Raw genomic sequence first — 15,099 nt, 5'->3', positions numbered from 1 at the left:
ACGGTCTCCCTACACTCACGGACGGACCCGGCGCCGCCTACCGAGCGCCGGGCACATCGCGACGAACGAAGGGAGACGGCCATGCGTGACCACACCGCTGTCGCCGTCTCCCTGCCGCGCCACGAGGTGATCCTCGTGTCTTCGTCGTTCCGGTGCCCGCTGCGCGGCGGCACCGGCTGACCGGGTCGAACGCCTCAGACACCCATAGGCACTGACGTAACGTCAGTTTCGGTGCCATCTTCTCCGTTCTGCCCCGAAATCGCGCTGCCCCGTTTCCCGATCGCACCGAAAGGCCCCGGGCTGTGCGTACCCACTCGAACCCGCTCTCCGTCGTCCGCAACCTCGGTATCCTCGCCCACGTCGACGCAGGCAAGACCACCGTCACCGAACGGATCCTGTTCGCCACCGGCACCACCCACAAGCGCGGCGAGGTCCACGACGGCACCACCGTCACCGACTTCGACCCGCAGGAGCGTGACCGGGGCATCACCATCTTCGCCGCGGCGGTCAGCTGCGCCTGGGACGCTCACCGGATCAACCTCATCGACACCCCTGGGCACGTCGACTTCGCCGACGAGGTGGAGCGTGCGCTGCGGGTGCTCGACGGGGCGGTCGCCGTGTTCGACGCGGTCGCCGGTGTGGAGCCGCAGAGCGAGTCGGTGTGGCGGCAGGCCGACCGGCACGGCGTACCGCGGATCGCGTTCGTCAACAAGATGGACCGTGCCGGGGCCGACCTCGACATGGCCGTGGCGTCGATCCGGGAGCGACTGCACCCGGCGCCCCTGGTCGTGCAGTTGCCGATCGGAGCGGAGGACACCTTCACCGGCGTCGTCGACCTGGTGCGCATGTGCGCACTGCTGTGGGACGAGGGCGGCTCGGTCGAGGAGACGCCGGTGCCGGACGTCCTGCGGGACGAAGCCGTCGCACGCCGCCGCGCGCTGGAGGAGGCCGTGGCGGAACTGCACCCGGGCGCGCTGGAGGAGTTCTGCGGCACCGGCACGCTCTCCGAGGGGGCCCTCACCTCGGCATTGCGCGAACTGACCCGGGACGGTGACGGCGTGGTCGTGCTGTGCGGCTCCGCCTACCGCAACCGCGGTGTCGAACCGCTGCTGGACGCCGTCGTGGCCTACCTGCCGTCGCCCCTGGACGTGCCCCCGGTCAGGGGCACCCACGAGGGCGAGGAGCAGGAGCGCGCCGCCGACCCGGCGGCACCGGTCACCGCTCTCGCGTTCAAGGTGCACGCCACCCCGACGGGACGCCTGACCTGTCTGCGCGTCTACTCGGGCACGATCGAGAAGGGGGACACCCTGTGGGACGCGAGTGCGCGGCGCACCGAGCGGGTCGGACGGATCCTGCGCGTCCAGGCGGACCGGCACGCCCCGCTGGACCGGGCGGTGGCCGGGGACATCGTCGCCGTGACCGGGCTGAAGTCCGCACGCGCCGGCTCGACCCTGTGCGCGCAGCACACGCCGCTCGTCCTCGAACCGCCCGGGGTCGCCGAACCGGTGGTGTCGGCCGCGATCGAGTCCCGCCGGGCCGGTGACACCGACCGGCTCGCGTCGGGGCTGGCGCGGCTGACCGAGGAGGATCCCTCGCTGGTCGTGCGGACCGATCCGGAGACCGGGCAGACGGTGCTGTCCGGCATGGGTGAACTGCACCTGGAGGTGGCGGTCGAGAAGCTCCGGCGGGAGCTGGGACTGGAGGTCAACGTCGGTCGTCCCCGGGTCAGCTACCGCGAGACCGTCGGCCGGGGCGTGTCCGCTCTGGTGTACCGGCACGTCAAACAGGACGGCGGGGCGGGGCAGTTCGCCCATGTCGTCCTCGACGTGGAGCCGTGCGCGGAGGGAGGCTTCGCGTTCCGCTCGGCGGTGGCCGGAGGGCGGGTGCCGCAGGAGTACGTCCGGGCGGTCGAGGCGGGCTGCCGTGACACCCTGACCGAGGGGCCGCTCGGCGGTCACCCGGTCACAGGGCTGCGCGTCACGCTCACCGACGGGGCGACCCATGTGAAGGACTCCTCGGACACGGCGTTCCGCACGGCCGGCCGCCTCGGTCTCCGTGAGGCCCTGCGCGCCTGCGCGATGGTCCTGCTGGAGCCGGTCGTCGAGGTCACGGTCACCGTGCCCGAGGACGCGGTCGGCGGTGTGCTCGGCGATCTCGCCGCGCGGCGCGGCCGGGTGACCGGTTCGGTCAGCCGGGCCGGTGCGGCCGTCGTCACCGCCTCCGTGCCGCTGACCGAACTGTTCGGCTACGCGACCCGGTTGCGCAGCCGTACGCAGGGCCGCGGCACGTTCACGGCCCGTCCCACCGGCTACGCGCCCGCACCGGTCGCGACGCCGGTGCGGTAGGTACAGAACCGGCCCCTCCCTCCCCCGCCGGGGGGAGGGAGGGGCCGGTGCGCTGCTGGCCACGGGTACGAGACCACCGTCGACGGCACCGTGGACGTCCCCGTCGTCGGTGGTCCGGTGCCGTTGATGACGCGCTCGTACTGCCCGTTGCCGCCGAGAGTTCTACGCCTGAACGGAGGTCGCAGTGGCGTCTCCCGGCTCGAAACCCGGCAAGCCCCCGGTGAGGTCCGGCTCGCCGAACTCCGAGCGCAGCGCCTCGAAAGCGGTCACCTTGTCCTCGCCGAAGCGGCGGACGTAGGCGGCGTATTCGTCGGGGGAGAGGAGCACCGACGGCCGGGACTTGGTGTGGAACTTGTCCGCGTACATCACCAGCCTCTCCTCCTCCGTCACCGCGACAAAGTCGGCGGGAGGGAGGGGCAGTGCCTGGCTGACGATGTCGTGCCGTGTGAGTCCCACTCCGGTGTGGTGGGAGCAGAAGCGGCGGAGAGCCTCGGGGAAGCCCTCCGCTTCGAGGATCTCGTGGCCGAGCAGGCCGTGCCGGATGTAGTTCGCGTGGTCCAGCCGTCCGTCATCCCCGTAGAGGCGGTAGACGCCGATGTCGTGGAGGAGGCAGCCGGCGCGGACCAGCTCCGCGTCGAGGTGGGCGAGGTGGGGTGCCGAAAGGAGCTGCTCGGCGATTCCCGTGACGATCTCGCAGTGCCTGTGGACCAGGGTGAACGCCTCGGTGGTGGGCGCGTACTTCTCGTGCAGCGCCCGGATCTCTGCGGGGCCGGGAATCCTCATCGGGGGAGCGTAGCAACCGCTCGTCCGGCCGGGCCGGGAAGTTCCCGCAGCGGCACTTTTCACGCGATCGGATGGTGCCTCCGGGAGCGGGCACCCGCACGGCCTGCGGGCCGTTCGAGCTGGTGACGGGACTTGTCGTCCATTCTCAGCAAGGAGACGGGAGCACACCATGGGCCTGCACTTCCACCGCAACCCCGACGGCACCACGACAGGGCGCAACGAGGCCAACGGTTTCAGCGTGACACACGCCGAAGAGGAGGAGGTGAAACGGCAGTTGTACGAGGACGCAGGGTGGGAGTACACGCCTCCTCCACCCCCGGTTCGGCCCGGGTTCCATCGGTTCTCCTTGGTGCACGACGAGTTCCGGGCCTCCGGGTTCGGGGACGAGAGGTACGCGGGGCTGCGGGCCCACCCGCCGGAGGGGTGCGTGCCGGTCGACCGGGGGCGCTTCGCCCTGGAATGCGAACGGCGGGGGAAGACACTCCTGGACGCGGTCGCCGGCACGGTCGCGGAGGTCCGCCGAGAGCACGGCCTGGTCATGAACAGCCTGGGAGTCGAGAAGCCTCAGGAATGGTTCGACGCGGACAGCAAGGACGGATACGCCGCCGAGATCGTCGCGCACCTGGTAGTGATGGCAGCCGACCGCGCCCGACTGCTCGGATACGGGCGCAAGGACGTGGTCCGGCTACTCGATGCCACGGGGATCGAGTAGTGGACGCCCTGGTGGGCGGGGACCGCGAAAATCCGTTGTCCGGGACGTCGCCTCCTGACAAGGTCGCGCGCATGCCCGCTTTCACCGCACCGGACGGCACCACCTTGGCCTACCACGTGACGGGAGACGGACCGCCCCTGGTCTGCCTCCCGGGTGGCCCCATGCAGGACTCCGTGTACCTGGGAGACCTCGGTGGTCTGACGGCCCGCCGCACTTTGATCCGGCTGGACCTGAGGGGCACGGGCCAGTCCACGGTGCCGCGAGATCCGGTGTCGTACCGCTGTGACCGGCAGGTCGGCGATGTCGAGGCGCTGCGTGCGGAGCTGGGCCTGGAGCGGGTCGATCTGCTCGGGCACTCGGCCGGGGCGAACCTGGCCGTGCTGTATGCGGCCCGGCATCCGGAGCGCTTGGGCCGGCTCGTGCTCGTCACACCCAGCGTCTTCGCGGTCGGCCTCGCCGTCACCGCCGAGGACCGGCTGGAGACGGCGCAGCTGCGCCGGGACGAACCCTGGTTCGCCCCGGCGCAGGCCTCCCTGGAAGCGATCACGTCCGGCCGGGCGAAGCCCGCCGACTGGGACACGGTCGCCCCCTTCTGGTTCGGCCGGTGGGACGACGAGGCGCACCGGTTCCGCGCTGCCGAGCAGCAGCAGCGCAATGACGAGGCAGCGGCCCGGTACGCCTCCGAGGGTGCCTTCGACCCCGGCGCCACGCGTGCCGCTCTCGCCGAGTTGCCCTCACCGGTTCTCGTCCTCGCCGGGGAGTACGACATCGCCGCGCCCGTGCGCGTGATGACTGAGTACGCCGGTTTGTTCCCGCAGGCGGAACTGGCCGTGCAGAGCAGTGCGGGGCACTTTCCGTGGCGGGACGGGGCGGGTGCGTTCGTGACGGCTCTGGCGGCTTTCCTGGATCAGGCGTCCGCACCGATGCCCGGGACATAGTCCGGGTCCACCTGTGCCGCCAGGTCCTCGCCCGTGCGCGCGTCCGCCCAGGCATGGACGTTGCGCAGGTGGAACTCCACCGCGTGGCGGTGCAGCCGATGCCAGTCGCGGACCTCGGCGTCGACCGCCTCGCGCAGGACCGTGAGGGCATGGCCGTTGTGCGGTTCCAGCGACGCCAGTGCGTCCGGGCCGGACCCCGTTCGGCCCTGTTCCGCGGCGCGGACCCAGGGGGAGTGGACCAGGTGGGTCAGCAGGTCGTCGCCCACCTGTTCCTTGAGGAAGAGCAGATCGTCCTCGCAGGTCACCTTGTTGCCGACGACCGCGATGCGGACCCCGAACCGTTCGGCGTGGTCGCGGTACTGGCGGTAGACCGAGACGCCCTTGCGGGTGGGTTCGGCCACCAGGAACGTGATGTCGAAGCGGGTGAACAGGCCCGAGGCGAACGCGTCCGCGCCCGCCGTCATGTCGACCACGACGTATTCGCCCGGGCCGTCCAGCAGATGGCTCAGATACAGCTCCACCGCACCCAGCTTGGAGTGGTAGCAGGCAACACCCAGGTCGGACTCGTCGAACTCGCCCGTCACCATGAGCGGGACGCCCCCCGCCCGGCCGACGTGCCGGGCGTGCAGTTCGTCGTCGCCGAGCGGACGCAGGAGTCGGGACCCGCGGCCCGGCGGAGTCGTTTTGATCATCGACTCGGAGGAGGGGATGCGGGGGTTGTCGCCTCGTAGGTAGTCCTTGATCTCGGGCACGTGTGCGCCCAGGGGGAGTGCGGACTTCTCCTCACCGCCCAGCGCCTCGGCCAGGTGCTGGTTGATGTCGCCGTCGACGGCGAGGACCGGCGCGCCGGAGCGTGCCAGGTGGCGGGAGAAGAGCGCGGACAGCGTGGTCTTGCCGCTGCCGCCCTTGCCGACGAACGCGATCCTCACGACAACCCCACCTTGTTGAAAATGGATGTCATGTGGCTAGGTTTAGGGAGTGGTCGTCGCCCTTGTCAAATTGCTTGAGCCATTCGGGATTCACCTTGGTGCATAGGATGTGCAAGTGCGTATTTTCAGCAGTAAGAGTGCAGCCCGGTTCCTGGCTCCCCTCGTCCTCCTCACCCTTCTCCCGGGGCTGTCCGGCTGCTTCGTCTCTCCCACCGGGGAATCGTCGTCGAGGGGTGGGCCGTCGGGGCCCCGGTTGAGTGTCGCCCTCGCCTTCCCGCCCGCCGAGAACCTCTCGCCGTACGGAGCCGACGCCACGCTGCTCAGCCGGCTCGGCGTCACCGAGGGGCTGACCGCCCTGGACGCCAACGGTGCAGCGACCCCCGCGCTCGCCCGGTCCTGGCGCCGGGAGGACGACCGCACCTGGCGGTTCACACTGCGCGAGGCCACCTTCCAGGACGGCACGGACGTCACCCCGGCCGCCGTGGCCGCCGCGCTCACCCACGCCACGAAGGCCCGGCCCGCTCCCACCGCCCTCGCCGGAGTCACCCTCAGCGCCGAGCCCGACGGAGACAGCGGCGTCCGTATCACCACCGCCGACCCCGACCCCGTCCTCCCCCTGCGGCTGGCCGGTCCGAGTCTGGCGATCCTCTCCCCGAAGGCGTACGGGAAGGAGGGCGAGCGCCCGGGTGCCCCCACCCCCGTCGGCGCCGCCACCGGTCCCTTCGAGATCACCAGGGTCGACGGCGCCTCCGCCACCCTCGACCGCTACGCGGACTACTGGGGCGGCCTCGCCCACGCCTCCGGTGTCGACGCCCGCTTCGTCAAGGACGGCACCGCACGCGCCAACGCCGTCCGCACCGGGGACGTCGACATAGCCGAGGCGATCCCCGTCGCCCAGGCCGCCACACTCGACAAGCCCACTCTCAAGGAGGCCGGTACCACCCGGACCACCAGCCTGCAACTCAACACGCGGACCGGTCCCTTCAAGGACCCGGCGCTGCGCGCCGCCGCCCGCACGGCGATCGACACCTCGGCCCTCGTCAAGGGCGTCTTCGAGGGGTACGCCGACCCCGGCGCAGGCATCTTCGGACCCGCCGTCACCTGGGCCGAGAGCAAGCGCGTCAAGCCGGCCGGGCGCGCGAAGGCCGCCCGGCCCGACGGTGCGTCGATCACCCTCGCCACCTACGACAACCGGCCCGAACTCCCCGAGGTCGCCCAGGTCGTGCAACAGCAGCTCCAGAAGGCGGGCTTCACGGTGAAGCTGGAAGTGCGCGAGTACTCACGGCTGGAGAGCGACGCGCTCGCGGGGAAGTTCGACGCGTTCATAGGCGCCCGCAACAGCCTCCTGGACACCGGCGACCCCGTCGGCGTCCTCGGCAGCGACTACACCTGCGACGGCGGCTACAACCTGGCCCGGCTGTGCGACAAGAACGTCGACCGGGCTGTCGCCGAGGCCGTCGGGACCGACGGCACCGGTGAGCGGCAGGACGCCGCCATGGCCGCCGAGGCCGCGATCCTCGGCACGGACGCGGTCGTGCCGCTGGCCCACCAGCAGATCGTCGCCGGTGTCTCCACCAAGGTCCGGGGCGTCCTGCTCGACCCGTACGAGCGGGCCCTGGTGGGTGCCGGAACGCGTCGCTGACGGGCCGGTTCGGGCGGGCGGCTTCGTGCCGATCACTCAGCGAGCGCCCTGCGCGCCTCGGCCGCCCCGACCTGCGGCCGGATCCACCGGTACCTCCCGCACATCGAGGCGGCTCGCGGCCGGTGCGGGTCGTGAGCGGCCGGGTGTCAGCCGGCGACCAGCTCGCGCACCTGCCGTGAGGCCGGGCTTTGCTGGATCCGCGAGGTCCGGTACAGCCACAGCACGTCCCGCCCGAACGACCAGACCAGCAGGCCCAGCGCCAGGGCCGCGACCCCGAAATTGGCCGCGTACGGCAGCAGATCGGCGCCCGCCAGGAGCAGCAGCACACCCTGCAGCGCGGCGACGGTCTTGCGGGCGGTGCTCGGCGGGAGCGCGGCGGTCAGCCAGGGCCACACCTTGGCCGCGGCGACGAAGACGTAGCGCATGCCGCCGATCAGCAGCACCCACGGGCCCAGTTGCATCGACACGTACACGCTGAGCACCAGGATCAGGAAGGCGTCGACCTCCATGTCGAAGCGTGCGCCCAGCGGGGTCGAGGTGCCGGTGCGACGGGCGACCTTGCCGTCGACGCCGTCGAGGATCAGCGCCACCGCCGTCAGACCGACGAACAGCGACACCGGCGGTGAGCTCTGGAACGAGTCGGCGACCAGGGCCGTGACCCCGCCGACGAGGGTGGCGCGGCCGAGGGTGACCCGGTTCGCAGCGCCGAAGGAGCGCAGCCGGGAGCGGTGCAGGGCCCGGGAGAGCACCGCCCAGGTGGCGATCGCGAACGCGAGGCCGCTGAGCCAGCCCGCCGGCCCCATCCCGATCGCCGTGCCGATCAGGGCCAGCAGCAGGATCTGCACGCCCGCCCCCAGGGCGGTCTCCTGCTGTACGAGCCTCGCGTCGTAAGTGTTGTTCAGGGCCACCGAACACCCTCCGGCCGTGTGACAGAGTCGATCAACGCCGCTACGTTGTGCGCGGCCTGTGCACCCCTCGGTACGCAAGCAGCTTCCCGATCGTTCAGGAGGACTTCGATGAAGCACACCGGAGGCGCGTTCTGGATCGACTCGCCCGGACAAGGTGCGATCCGGGACGTCGCCCTGCCGGCGCCCGGCGAGGGCGAGGTGCTGGTCCGCACGCTGTTCTCCGGCGTGAGCCGCGGTACCGAGACGCTCGTCTTCCGCGGTGGGGTGCCCGCCAGCCAGCACACGGCCATGCGCGCGCCCTTCCAGGAGGGCGACTTCCCCGGCCCGGTGAAGTACGGCTACCTCAACGTCGGCGTCGTGGAGGAGGGGCCCGCAGAGCTCACCGGCCGCACGGTGTTCTGCCTCTACCCGCACCAGACGCGCTACGTCGTCCCGGCCGCCGCCGTCACCCCCGTCCCCGACACCGTGCCCGCCGAACGGGCCGTGCTCGCCGGGACCGTGGAGACCGCCGTCAACGCCCTGTGGGATGCCGCGCCCCTGGTCGGAGACCGGATCGCCGTGGTCGGCGGTGGCATGGTCGGCTGCTCGGTGGCCGCGCTCCTGGCCCGGTTCCCCGGGGTCCGCGTCCAGTTGGTCGACGCCGACCCGTCGCGCGCGAAGATCGCCGAGGCGCTCGGCGTCGGCTTCGCCACCCCCGAGGACGCCGACGGCGACCGTGACCTGGTCGTGCACGCCAGCGCCACCGAAGCGGGCCTCGCCAGGTCCCTGGAGCTCCTCACCGCCGAGGGAACCGTGCTCGAACTCAGCTGGTACGGCGACCGGCAGGTGAGCCTCCCACTCGGTGAGGCCTTCCACTCCCGTCGGCTCGTCATCCGCAGCAGCCAGGTCGGCACCGTCTCCCCGGCCCGCCCGAACCGCACCTACGCCGACCGGCTCGCCGTCGCCCTCGACCTGCTCGCCGACCCCGCGCTCGACGCCCTGATCACCGGCGAGTCCCCCTTCGAGGACCTGCCGGACGTGCTGCCCCGGCTCGTCTCCGGCGAGGTTCCCGCACTGTGCCACCGCGTCCGTTACGACGAGAGCGATTGACGCATCGGCTGACGATTCGTTCCATCCGGTACGAGTTGGCGACGACAAGAGGGCCTGACCTCAGAAAAGACGTACGACAGGCTGAACAGGGGAAGGCGACGGGCCGTACTACTCGGCATCCCCGGCACCGAGAGCGGGGAGCAGACGCGCCGCACCTGGAGGGTCGTCCGTTGTTCAGCATCACCGTCCGCGATCACATCATGATCGCCCACAGCTTCCGTGGCGACGTCTTCGGACCCGCGCAGCGCCTGCACGGGGCCACGTTCCTCGTGGACGCCACGTTCCGGCGCGAACAGCTGGACGAGGACAACATCGTCGTCGACATCGGGCTGGCCACCCAGGAACTCGGCGCGGTCGTCAGCGAGCTGAACTACCGCAACCTCGACAACGAGCCCGACTTCGCCGGAGTCAACACCTCCACGGAGTTCCTCGCCAAGGTCATCGCCGACCGGCTCGCCGAACGCATCCACAAGGGTGCGCTGGGCGAGGGCGCCAAGGGCATCGCGGGCCTGACCGTCACCCTGCACGAGTCGCACATCGCCTGGGCGAGTTACGAGCGTGCGCTGTGACCGACACGACCGTCGAACGGCCCGAGCACATGGGCCCGGCACCGGCACGGCTGAATTATGTTCCCGTGCAGCACGCCTCCCTGAAGAACGCCGAGATCATCCCCATGTCCCTGCGCACCGTGCACTTCGTACTGCCGGGCGGCATCGACGACCCGACGGCCCCCAGCGGCGGCAATGCCTACGACCGGCGCGTGTGCCTGGACCTGCCCGGCTTCGGCTGGCAGGTGACCAAGCACGCCGTGGCCGGTGACTGGCCCCGGCCGGGAGCCGACGCCCGTACGGAACTGGCCCGCGCCCTGGCCGCGCTGCCCGACGGATCCGTCGTGCTTCTCGACGGGCTGGTGGCCTGCGGCGTGCCGGAGATCGTGGTGCCCGAGGCGGAACGCCTGCGCATGGCGGTCCTCGTCCACCTCCCGCTCGGCGACGAGACGGGCCTGGACGCGGCGGTCGCCGCCGAACTGGACGCCAAGGAGCGGGCGGTGCTGCGGGCGGTGCCGGCGGTGATCGCCACCAGCGACTGGGCGGTCCGCCGCCTGGTCGCCCACCACGGCCTCCCGCCGGAGCGGGTGCACGTCGCCGCTCCCGGCGCCGACATCGCGCCGCTCGCGCCCGGCACCGACGGAGTGTCACGTCTGCTGTGCGTGGCCGCCGTGACCCCGCGCAAGGGCCAGCACCGGCTGGTGGAGGCGCTGGCCGCGGTGAGCGACCTGCCGTGGAGCTGCGTGTGCGTCGGCTCCCTGACCCAGGACCCGGAGTACGTCGACCATCTGCGGACCCTCATCGGGAAGCACGGCCTTCAGGACCGGCTGGAGCTGGCCGGTCCCAAGTCCGGCCCCGCGCTCGACGCGAGTTACGCCACCGCCGACCTGATGGTCCTCACCTCCTACGCCGAGACGTACGGCATGGCGGTGACCGAGGCGCTGGCCCGGGGCATCCCGGTGCTGGCCACAGACGTGGGCGGGCTGCCGGAGGCGGTCGGCCGCGCCCCCGACGGCGGGGTGCCGGGCATCCTCGTGCCGCCGGAGAACCCCGCCGCCATCGCCGCCGAACTGCGCGGCTGGTTCGGCGAGGCGGACGTACGACGCCGTCTGAAGGCCGCCGCCCGCAGCCGTCGCGCCGCCCTCGACGGCTGGGCGACGACCGCACAGAGCCTGGCGGCGGTACTGCGCCGGCTCCCGACCGAACCCCGGAGGGCCGCATGACGAACCCGGCGACGACGACCCAGCAGAGCGGGGCGATCCCGGCACAGCCCGGGCCGAGGGAGGTCACGGGCGTGACGGACGGCGTACTTCCTGACGGGAAGCCCGGTTCGGCGCAGACCACGGCAACGGGCGTCGCGGGCGCGGTTCCCGGCGGGACCGCGGGAATCGCGGGCCTGGGCTCCAGCGTGGAGTTCGTCCCGGGGTACGCGCCGGACGCCGTCATCCCCGGCGCCGGACCCAGTGGCAGGCCCGGCTCGCGGCCCACCGTCAAACTGCGTGAGGCCAACCCCGACGACCCGCCCCGGTACGCGCCCGAGTGGCTGGAGTTGCGGGAGCCGGCCGATGCCGCCGCACGGGCGCACGACCTGCTCGACCCGCTGCGGATACGGCTCGCCAACCTGCCGGGCAGGTCGGGCGTCGTCATTCACGACCTGGGCTGCGGCACCGGCTCGATGGGCCGCTGGCTCGCGCCCCGCCTGGACGGCGCCCAGCACTGGATCCTGCACGACCGGGACCCCTACCTGCTGCACTTCGCCGCCGTCTCCTCCCCGCGCTCGGCCGCCGACGGCTCCCGGGTCACCGTGGAGACGCGCCGGGGCGACGTCGCCCGCCTCACTCCGGACGCCCTGCAGGGCGCGTCACTGGTGACGGCGTCCGCGCTGCTGGACGTCCTCACGCGTGCGGAGATCGACACGCTCGTCGCGGCATGTGCCGGAGCCGGCTGCCCCGCCCTGCTGACACTGTCCGTCGCCGGGCGCGTGGAACTGACCCCGTCCCACCCGCTGGACGCGGAGATCGCCCGGGCGTTCAACGACCACCAGCGTCGCGACGACCTGCTCGGACCCGACGCGGCCACCGCTGCGGCGGAGGCGTTCTCCGAGCACGGCGCGACCGTTCGGCTGCACCCGAGCGCCTGGCGGCTCGGCCCCGACGAGGCCGCGCTCACCGAGCAGTGGCTGCGTGGCTGGGTCGGCGCCGCCGTCGAGGAGCGCCCCGAACTGCGGGCCGAGGCCGACGTCTACCTGAGCAACAGGCTGGCCGCCTGCGCGGCGGGCGAGCTGCGCGTCACCGTCCACCACGTCGACCTCCTGGCCCTGTCCCGCCCGGTGGGCGGAGCGTCATGAGCCCGCAGGCGACGGGCACGCGCCCGCGCACCACCCTCACCGGGCAGCCCGGATCGCCCACGACCGCCGGCGGCACCCGTGTGCCCGCGCCCTCAGGCCCGGTGGACACGGGCCGGGCGGACGCGGTCGTGCCGCGCCCGGTGGTGGTCGACGGGGGCGAGCCCGCCGCCTCGGCGGCCGGCCCCACCCGGACGGCCGAATCCCCGACCACCCGTCACAGCCCGGACGTCACCAGCTCGGACGTCACCGGCCCGGACGGCACGGGACTCGACGGCGCCGGCCCGGAGGGCTCCCGTGAGCAGGACGGCACCGGTACGTCGGCGCCCGGTGCGGTCCGCGCGGCCCTGGCCCGCCTCGGCTCCCCGAAGGCCCGTACGCATCTGGGCACCATCGCCGGGATCGCCATCCTGGGTGTGCTGTTCTGGCGCCTCGGTACCGGTGTCTTCCTGGACGGACTGCGGCGGATCGACGGCATGTCGCTGCTGCTCGCACTCGGCATCGGGCTCGTCACCACCGTGTGCAGCGCCTGGCGGTGGGCGATCGTGGCCCGGCGACTCAGGATCCGGCTGCCGTTCGGGCCGGCCGTCGCCGACTACTACCGCGCGCTGTTCCTGAACGCGGCCCTGCCCGGCGGCATCCTCGGCGACGTGCACCGGGCCGTGCGGCACGGGCGGAGCGAGGGGGACCTGCGGCGGGGCGTGAAGGCCGTCGTCCTCGAACGGACCGCCGGACAGCTCGCGTTGTTCGCCGCCGGGGCCGTCGTCCTGCTGACCATGCCCTCCCCGGTACTGGCCCAGGCCCGGCACATCGCCCAGCTCGCGGTCCTGACCGCACTCGGCGCACTCGCCGTCGTCCTCGCCCTGCGCATGAACCGCGCGGCACCCTCGCCCCGGGGCCGCAGGCTGCGCGCGTTCCTCGCCGAGGCCCGCGAGGGGTTGCTGTCGCGAAAGAACGGGCCCGGAGTGGTTGTCTCCTCCGTGGTCGTGCTGGCAGGTTACGTCGCGATGTTCGTACTCGCCGCACGGGTCGCCGGGACTGCCGCCTCCGTGGCCGTCCTGCTGCCCCTCGCCGTCCTCGCCCTGCTGGCGATGGGTCTGCCGCTGAACGTCGGCGGCTGGGGGCCCAGGGAGGGCGTCACCGCCTGGGCGTTCGGCGCCGCGGGCCTGGGCGCGGGCCGGGGGCTCGCCGTCGCGGTCGTCTACGGGGTGCTCAGCTTCGTTGCGAGCCTGCCCGGCCTGATCGTGCTCGTCGCCCGCTGGTACGCGGGCCTGCGGGCCGGGGACCGGGCGGCTCCCGGGGCCCCGGCGCCGCGGGGTGACTACGCGTCGGAGGTCAGCATCGAGAAATACGCCCCGAAGGAATCCGCGAGGCTCGCCAGGAGTTCCTTCCCCTTTTCCGCCGACCCCAGCGAAGGACGGCCGATGACACCGGAATCGGTATAGCCGGACATGCCGAGGGTCAGCAGATGACGCCGGTCGTCAGCGACGAAATCGGAAGTCTCATAACCGGGACGGAGCATTTCGGGATGAGCGTGCAGAAGGACGGAGGTCTCGATTTCCCCCGCGTGCATGTCGGTGAGCAGCGAGGTGACCACACCCGCCCGCTCGCGCGCCGCCTCCCAGTCCTCCGCGGCCGGGAAGAGCGCCATCCGCTCGCCGCGGGCGGAGGACTCCTGAACCACGTTGCCCAGCACGTAGTTGCCGCCGTGCCCGTTGACCACCACCAGGGCGTCGACCCCGGACCGGCGCAGCGAAGCCGCAATGTCCCGTACCACCGCATGAAGGGTCACCGAGGAGATGCTGACGGTCCCCGGCCAGGCCGCGTGCTCGTGCGAGCACGAGATCGTCACCGGAGGAAGGAGGTGCACCGGATACGCGCCGGCTATCTCCCGCGCGACGGCACAGGCGACGAGCGTGTCGGTCGCCAACGGAAGATACGCGCCGTGCTGTTCGAAGCTCCCCACGGGAAGCACAGCGACCTGCCGTGAGACGCCGGCAGTTCGCGTCCGTACGTCTTCCGTGGTGTCCGCCGGCACCAGATCACTCATATCGTCACGGCCTTTCGTCTCTGCTTAGGAACTCGAGAATCATGACAGACAACATTGGCGTACTCGGCAAGAAGGCACCGCAGCGGACCGGCGTGGAACGCGTCGTGAATGCCCCCTTGCCCACCGTGTACGGGAAATTCCAGGCGATCGGCTACATGGACCACGACCGCGGTGACGAACAGGTCGCGCTGGTCTACGGCGAGATCGGCGCGGACGACGTCCTCATCCGGCTGCACTCGGAGTGCCTGACCGGCGACGCCTTCGGCTCCCAGCACTGCGAGTGCGGTGACCAGCTCGACGCCGCCCTGCGCGCGGTCGTCGCCGAGGGCGCCGGTGTCGTGGTCTACCTCAGAGGGCATGAAGGCCGGGGCATTGGCCTGCTCGCCAAGCTGCGTGCGATGGCCCTGCAGGCGGAGGGCCTGGACACGGTCGAGGCCAACCTCGCCCTCGGCCTGCCCGTGGACGCCCGCGACTACGGTGTCGCCGCCCGGATCCTGGAGGACCTCGGCGTGCGGTCGGTGCGGCTGATGTCCAACAACCCGCGCAAGCGCGAGGCGCTGGTGGACCACGGCATCACCGTCGCCGAGACGGTGCCGCTGCTGATCCCGCCGTGCGAGAACAACATCACCTATCTGCGCACCAAGCGGGAGCGCCTGGACCACCACCTGCCCCACCTGGACGCGGTGGTCAGCTCCTCCTGACCGGCAACGCAGGTCCGGGTCTCCCGACGTGAGCTGGGCGAATCCGACGCGACCCTGAGGCGGGCCGCGTACGCTTCGTGGACGTCCGCCCCTTGAGCGTCGGCCCTTCA

General features: G+C 72.0%; 13 protein-coding genes and 1 pseudogene. 10 read left to right on the top strand and 4 right to left on the bottom strand.

All coding sequences use genetic code 11. The annotated features are described in order from the left end of the window. Positions 1–302 precede the first annotated feature (302 nt). On the top strand, positions 303–2,345 hold the full coding sequence (gene fusA / locus ACFCXS_RS30685; protein ID WP_376646612.1) for an elongation factor G: 2,043 nt from the start codon (positions 303–305) through the stop codon (positions 2,343–2,345). A 162-nt stretch (positions 2,346–2,507) separates the two neighbouring features. Here fusA and ACFCXS_RS30680 read toward each other — a convergent pair whose 3' ends face one another. Then, positions 2,508–3,128, bottom strand: coding sequence for an HDIG domain-containing metalloprotein (locus tag ACFCXS_RS30680; protein ID WP_376646611.1), 621 nt, complete (start codon positions 3,126–3,128; stop codon positions 2,508–2,510). 169 nt (positions 3,129–3,297) lie between these two features. On the opposite strand from ACFCXS_RS30680, the gene ACFCXS_RS30675 reads away from it, so the two are divergent. Both ACFCXS_RS30675 and ACFCXS_RS30670 read left to right on the top strand, forming a co-directional pair. Then, positions 3,298–3,840 carry a hypothetical protein gene (locus ACFCXS_RS30675; RefSeq protein WP_376646610.1) on the top strand — a complete coding sequence of 181 codons (543 nt, stop codon included), beginning with the start codon at positions 3,298–3,300 and terminating at the stop codon, positions 3,838–3,840. Between the two features lie 71 nt (positions 3,841–3,911). Continuing rightward, positions 3,912–4,778, top strand: a complete 867-nt coding sequence (locus ACFCXS_RS30670; RefSeq protein ID WP_376646609.1) for an alpha/beta fold hydrolase — start codon at positions 3,912–3,914, stop codon at positions 4,776–4,778. Here the strand turns inward: ACFCXS_RS30670 and ACFCXS_RS30665 are convergent. Beyond that, entirely contained in the window at positions 4,748–5,707 is a 960-nt protein-coding gene (locus tag ACFCXS_RS30665) for an ATP-binding protein (RefSeq protein WP_376646608.1), read from the bottom strand. The two genes, ACFCXS_RS30670 and ACFCXS_RS30665, sit on opposite strands and share 31 nt — an antisense overlap. 109 nt (positions 5,708–5,816) lie before the next feature. On the opposite strand from ACFCXS_RS30665, the gene ACFCXS_RS30660 reads away from it, so the two are divergent. After that, positions 5,817–7,349, top strand: coding sequence for an ABC transporter substrate-binding protein (locus tag ACFCXS_RS30660; protein WP_376646607.1), 1,533 nt, complete (start codon positions 5,817–5,819; stop codon positions 7,347–7,349). 146 nt (positions 7,350–7,495) lie between these two features. On the opposite strand, the gene ACFCXS_RS30655 is transcribed toward ACFCXS_RS30660, so the two are convergent. Beyond that, on the bottom strand, positions 7,496–8,257 hold the full coding sequence (locus ACFCXS_RS30655) for a CDP-alcohol phosphatidyltransferase family protein (RefSeq protein WP_376646606.1): 762 nt from the start codon (positions 8,255–8,257) through the stop codon (positions 7,496–7,498). A gap of 108 nt (positions 8,258–8,365) precedes the next feature. Between ACFCXS_RS30655 and ACFCXS_RS30650 the strand changes: the two genes are divergently transcribed. The 5 genes and pseudogenes from ACFCXS_RS30650 to ACFCXS_RS30630 form a co-directional block, all read left to right on the top strand. After that, positions 8,366–9,346 (top strand): zinc-binding alcohol dehydrogenase, encoded by a 981-nt coding sequence (locus ACFCXS_RS30650; RefSeq protein WP_376646605.1) that lies wholly within the window; start codon positions 8,366–8,368, stop codon positions 9,344–9,346. A gap of 170 nt (positions 9,347–9,516) precedes the next feature. Further along, positions 9,517–9,915: a 6-carboxytetrahydropterin synthase gene (locus ACFCXS_RS30645; RefSeq protein WP_030843501.1), complete on the top strand. Its 399-nt coding sequence runs from the start codon at positions 9,517–9,519 to the stop codon at positions 9,913–9,915. Further along, complete coding sequence (locus tag ACFCXS_RS30640; protein WP_376646604.1) at positions 9,912–11,117, top strand: glycosyltransferase family 4 protein; 1,206 nt, start codon at positions 9,912–9,914, stop codon at positions 11,115–11,117. The genes ACFCXS_RS30645 and ACFCXS_RS30640 overlap by 4 nt, the downstream gene beginning before the upstream one ends. Beyond that, a complete protein-coding gene (locus tag ACFCXS_RS30635) occupies positions 11,114–12,241 on the top strand; it encodes an SAM-dependent methyltransferase (RefSeq protein ID WP_376646603.1) in 1,128 nt (375 codons plus the stop codon). The genes ACFCXS_RS30640 and ACFCXS_RS30635 overlap by 4 nt, the downstream gene beginning before the upstream one ends. After that, a pseudogene (locus ACFCXS_RS30630) lies at positions 12,238–13,416 on the top strand (lysylphosphatidylglycerol synthase transmembrane domain-containing protein); the annotation flags it as partial. The gene ACFCXS_RS30635 and the pseudogene ACFCXS_RS30630, both read left to right, overlap by 4 nt. A gap of 143 nt (positions 13,417–13,559) precedes the next feature. On the opposite strand, the gene ACFCXS_RS30625 reads toward ACFCXS_RS30630, so the two are convergent. Further along, positions 13,560–14,288: a creatininase family protein gene (locus tag ACFCXS_RS30625; RefSeq protein WP_376646602.1), complete on the bottom strand. Its 729-nt coding sequence runs from the start codon at positions 14,286–14,288 to the stop codon at positions 13,560–13,562. A gap of 41 nt (positions 14,289–14,329) precedes the next feature. On the opposite strand from ACFCXS_RS30625, the gene ribA reads away from it, so the two are divergent. Further along, a complete protein-coding gene (ribA, locus tag ACFCXS_RS30620; protein ID WP_376646601.1) occupies positions 14,330–14,989 on the top strand; it encodes a GTP cyclohydrolase II in 660 nt (219 codons plus the stop codon). Positions 14,990–15,099: the final 110 nt, after the last annotated feature.

This window comes from Streptomyces sp. NPDC056373, from assembly GCF_042262425.1.
Classification (GTDB): Bacteria; Actinomycetota; Actinomycetes; order Streptomycetales; family Streptomycetaceae; genus Streptomyces.
Note: the sequence above shows the minus strand (reverse complement) of the source record. Positions and strands in the feature narration are given on the sequence as shown.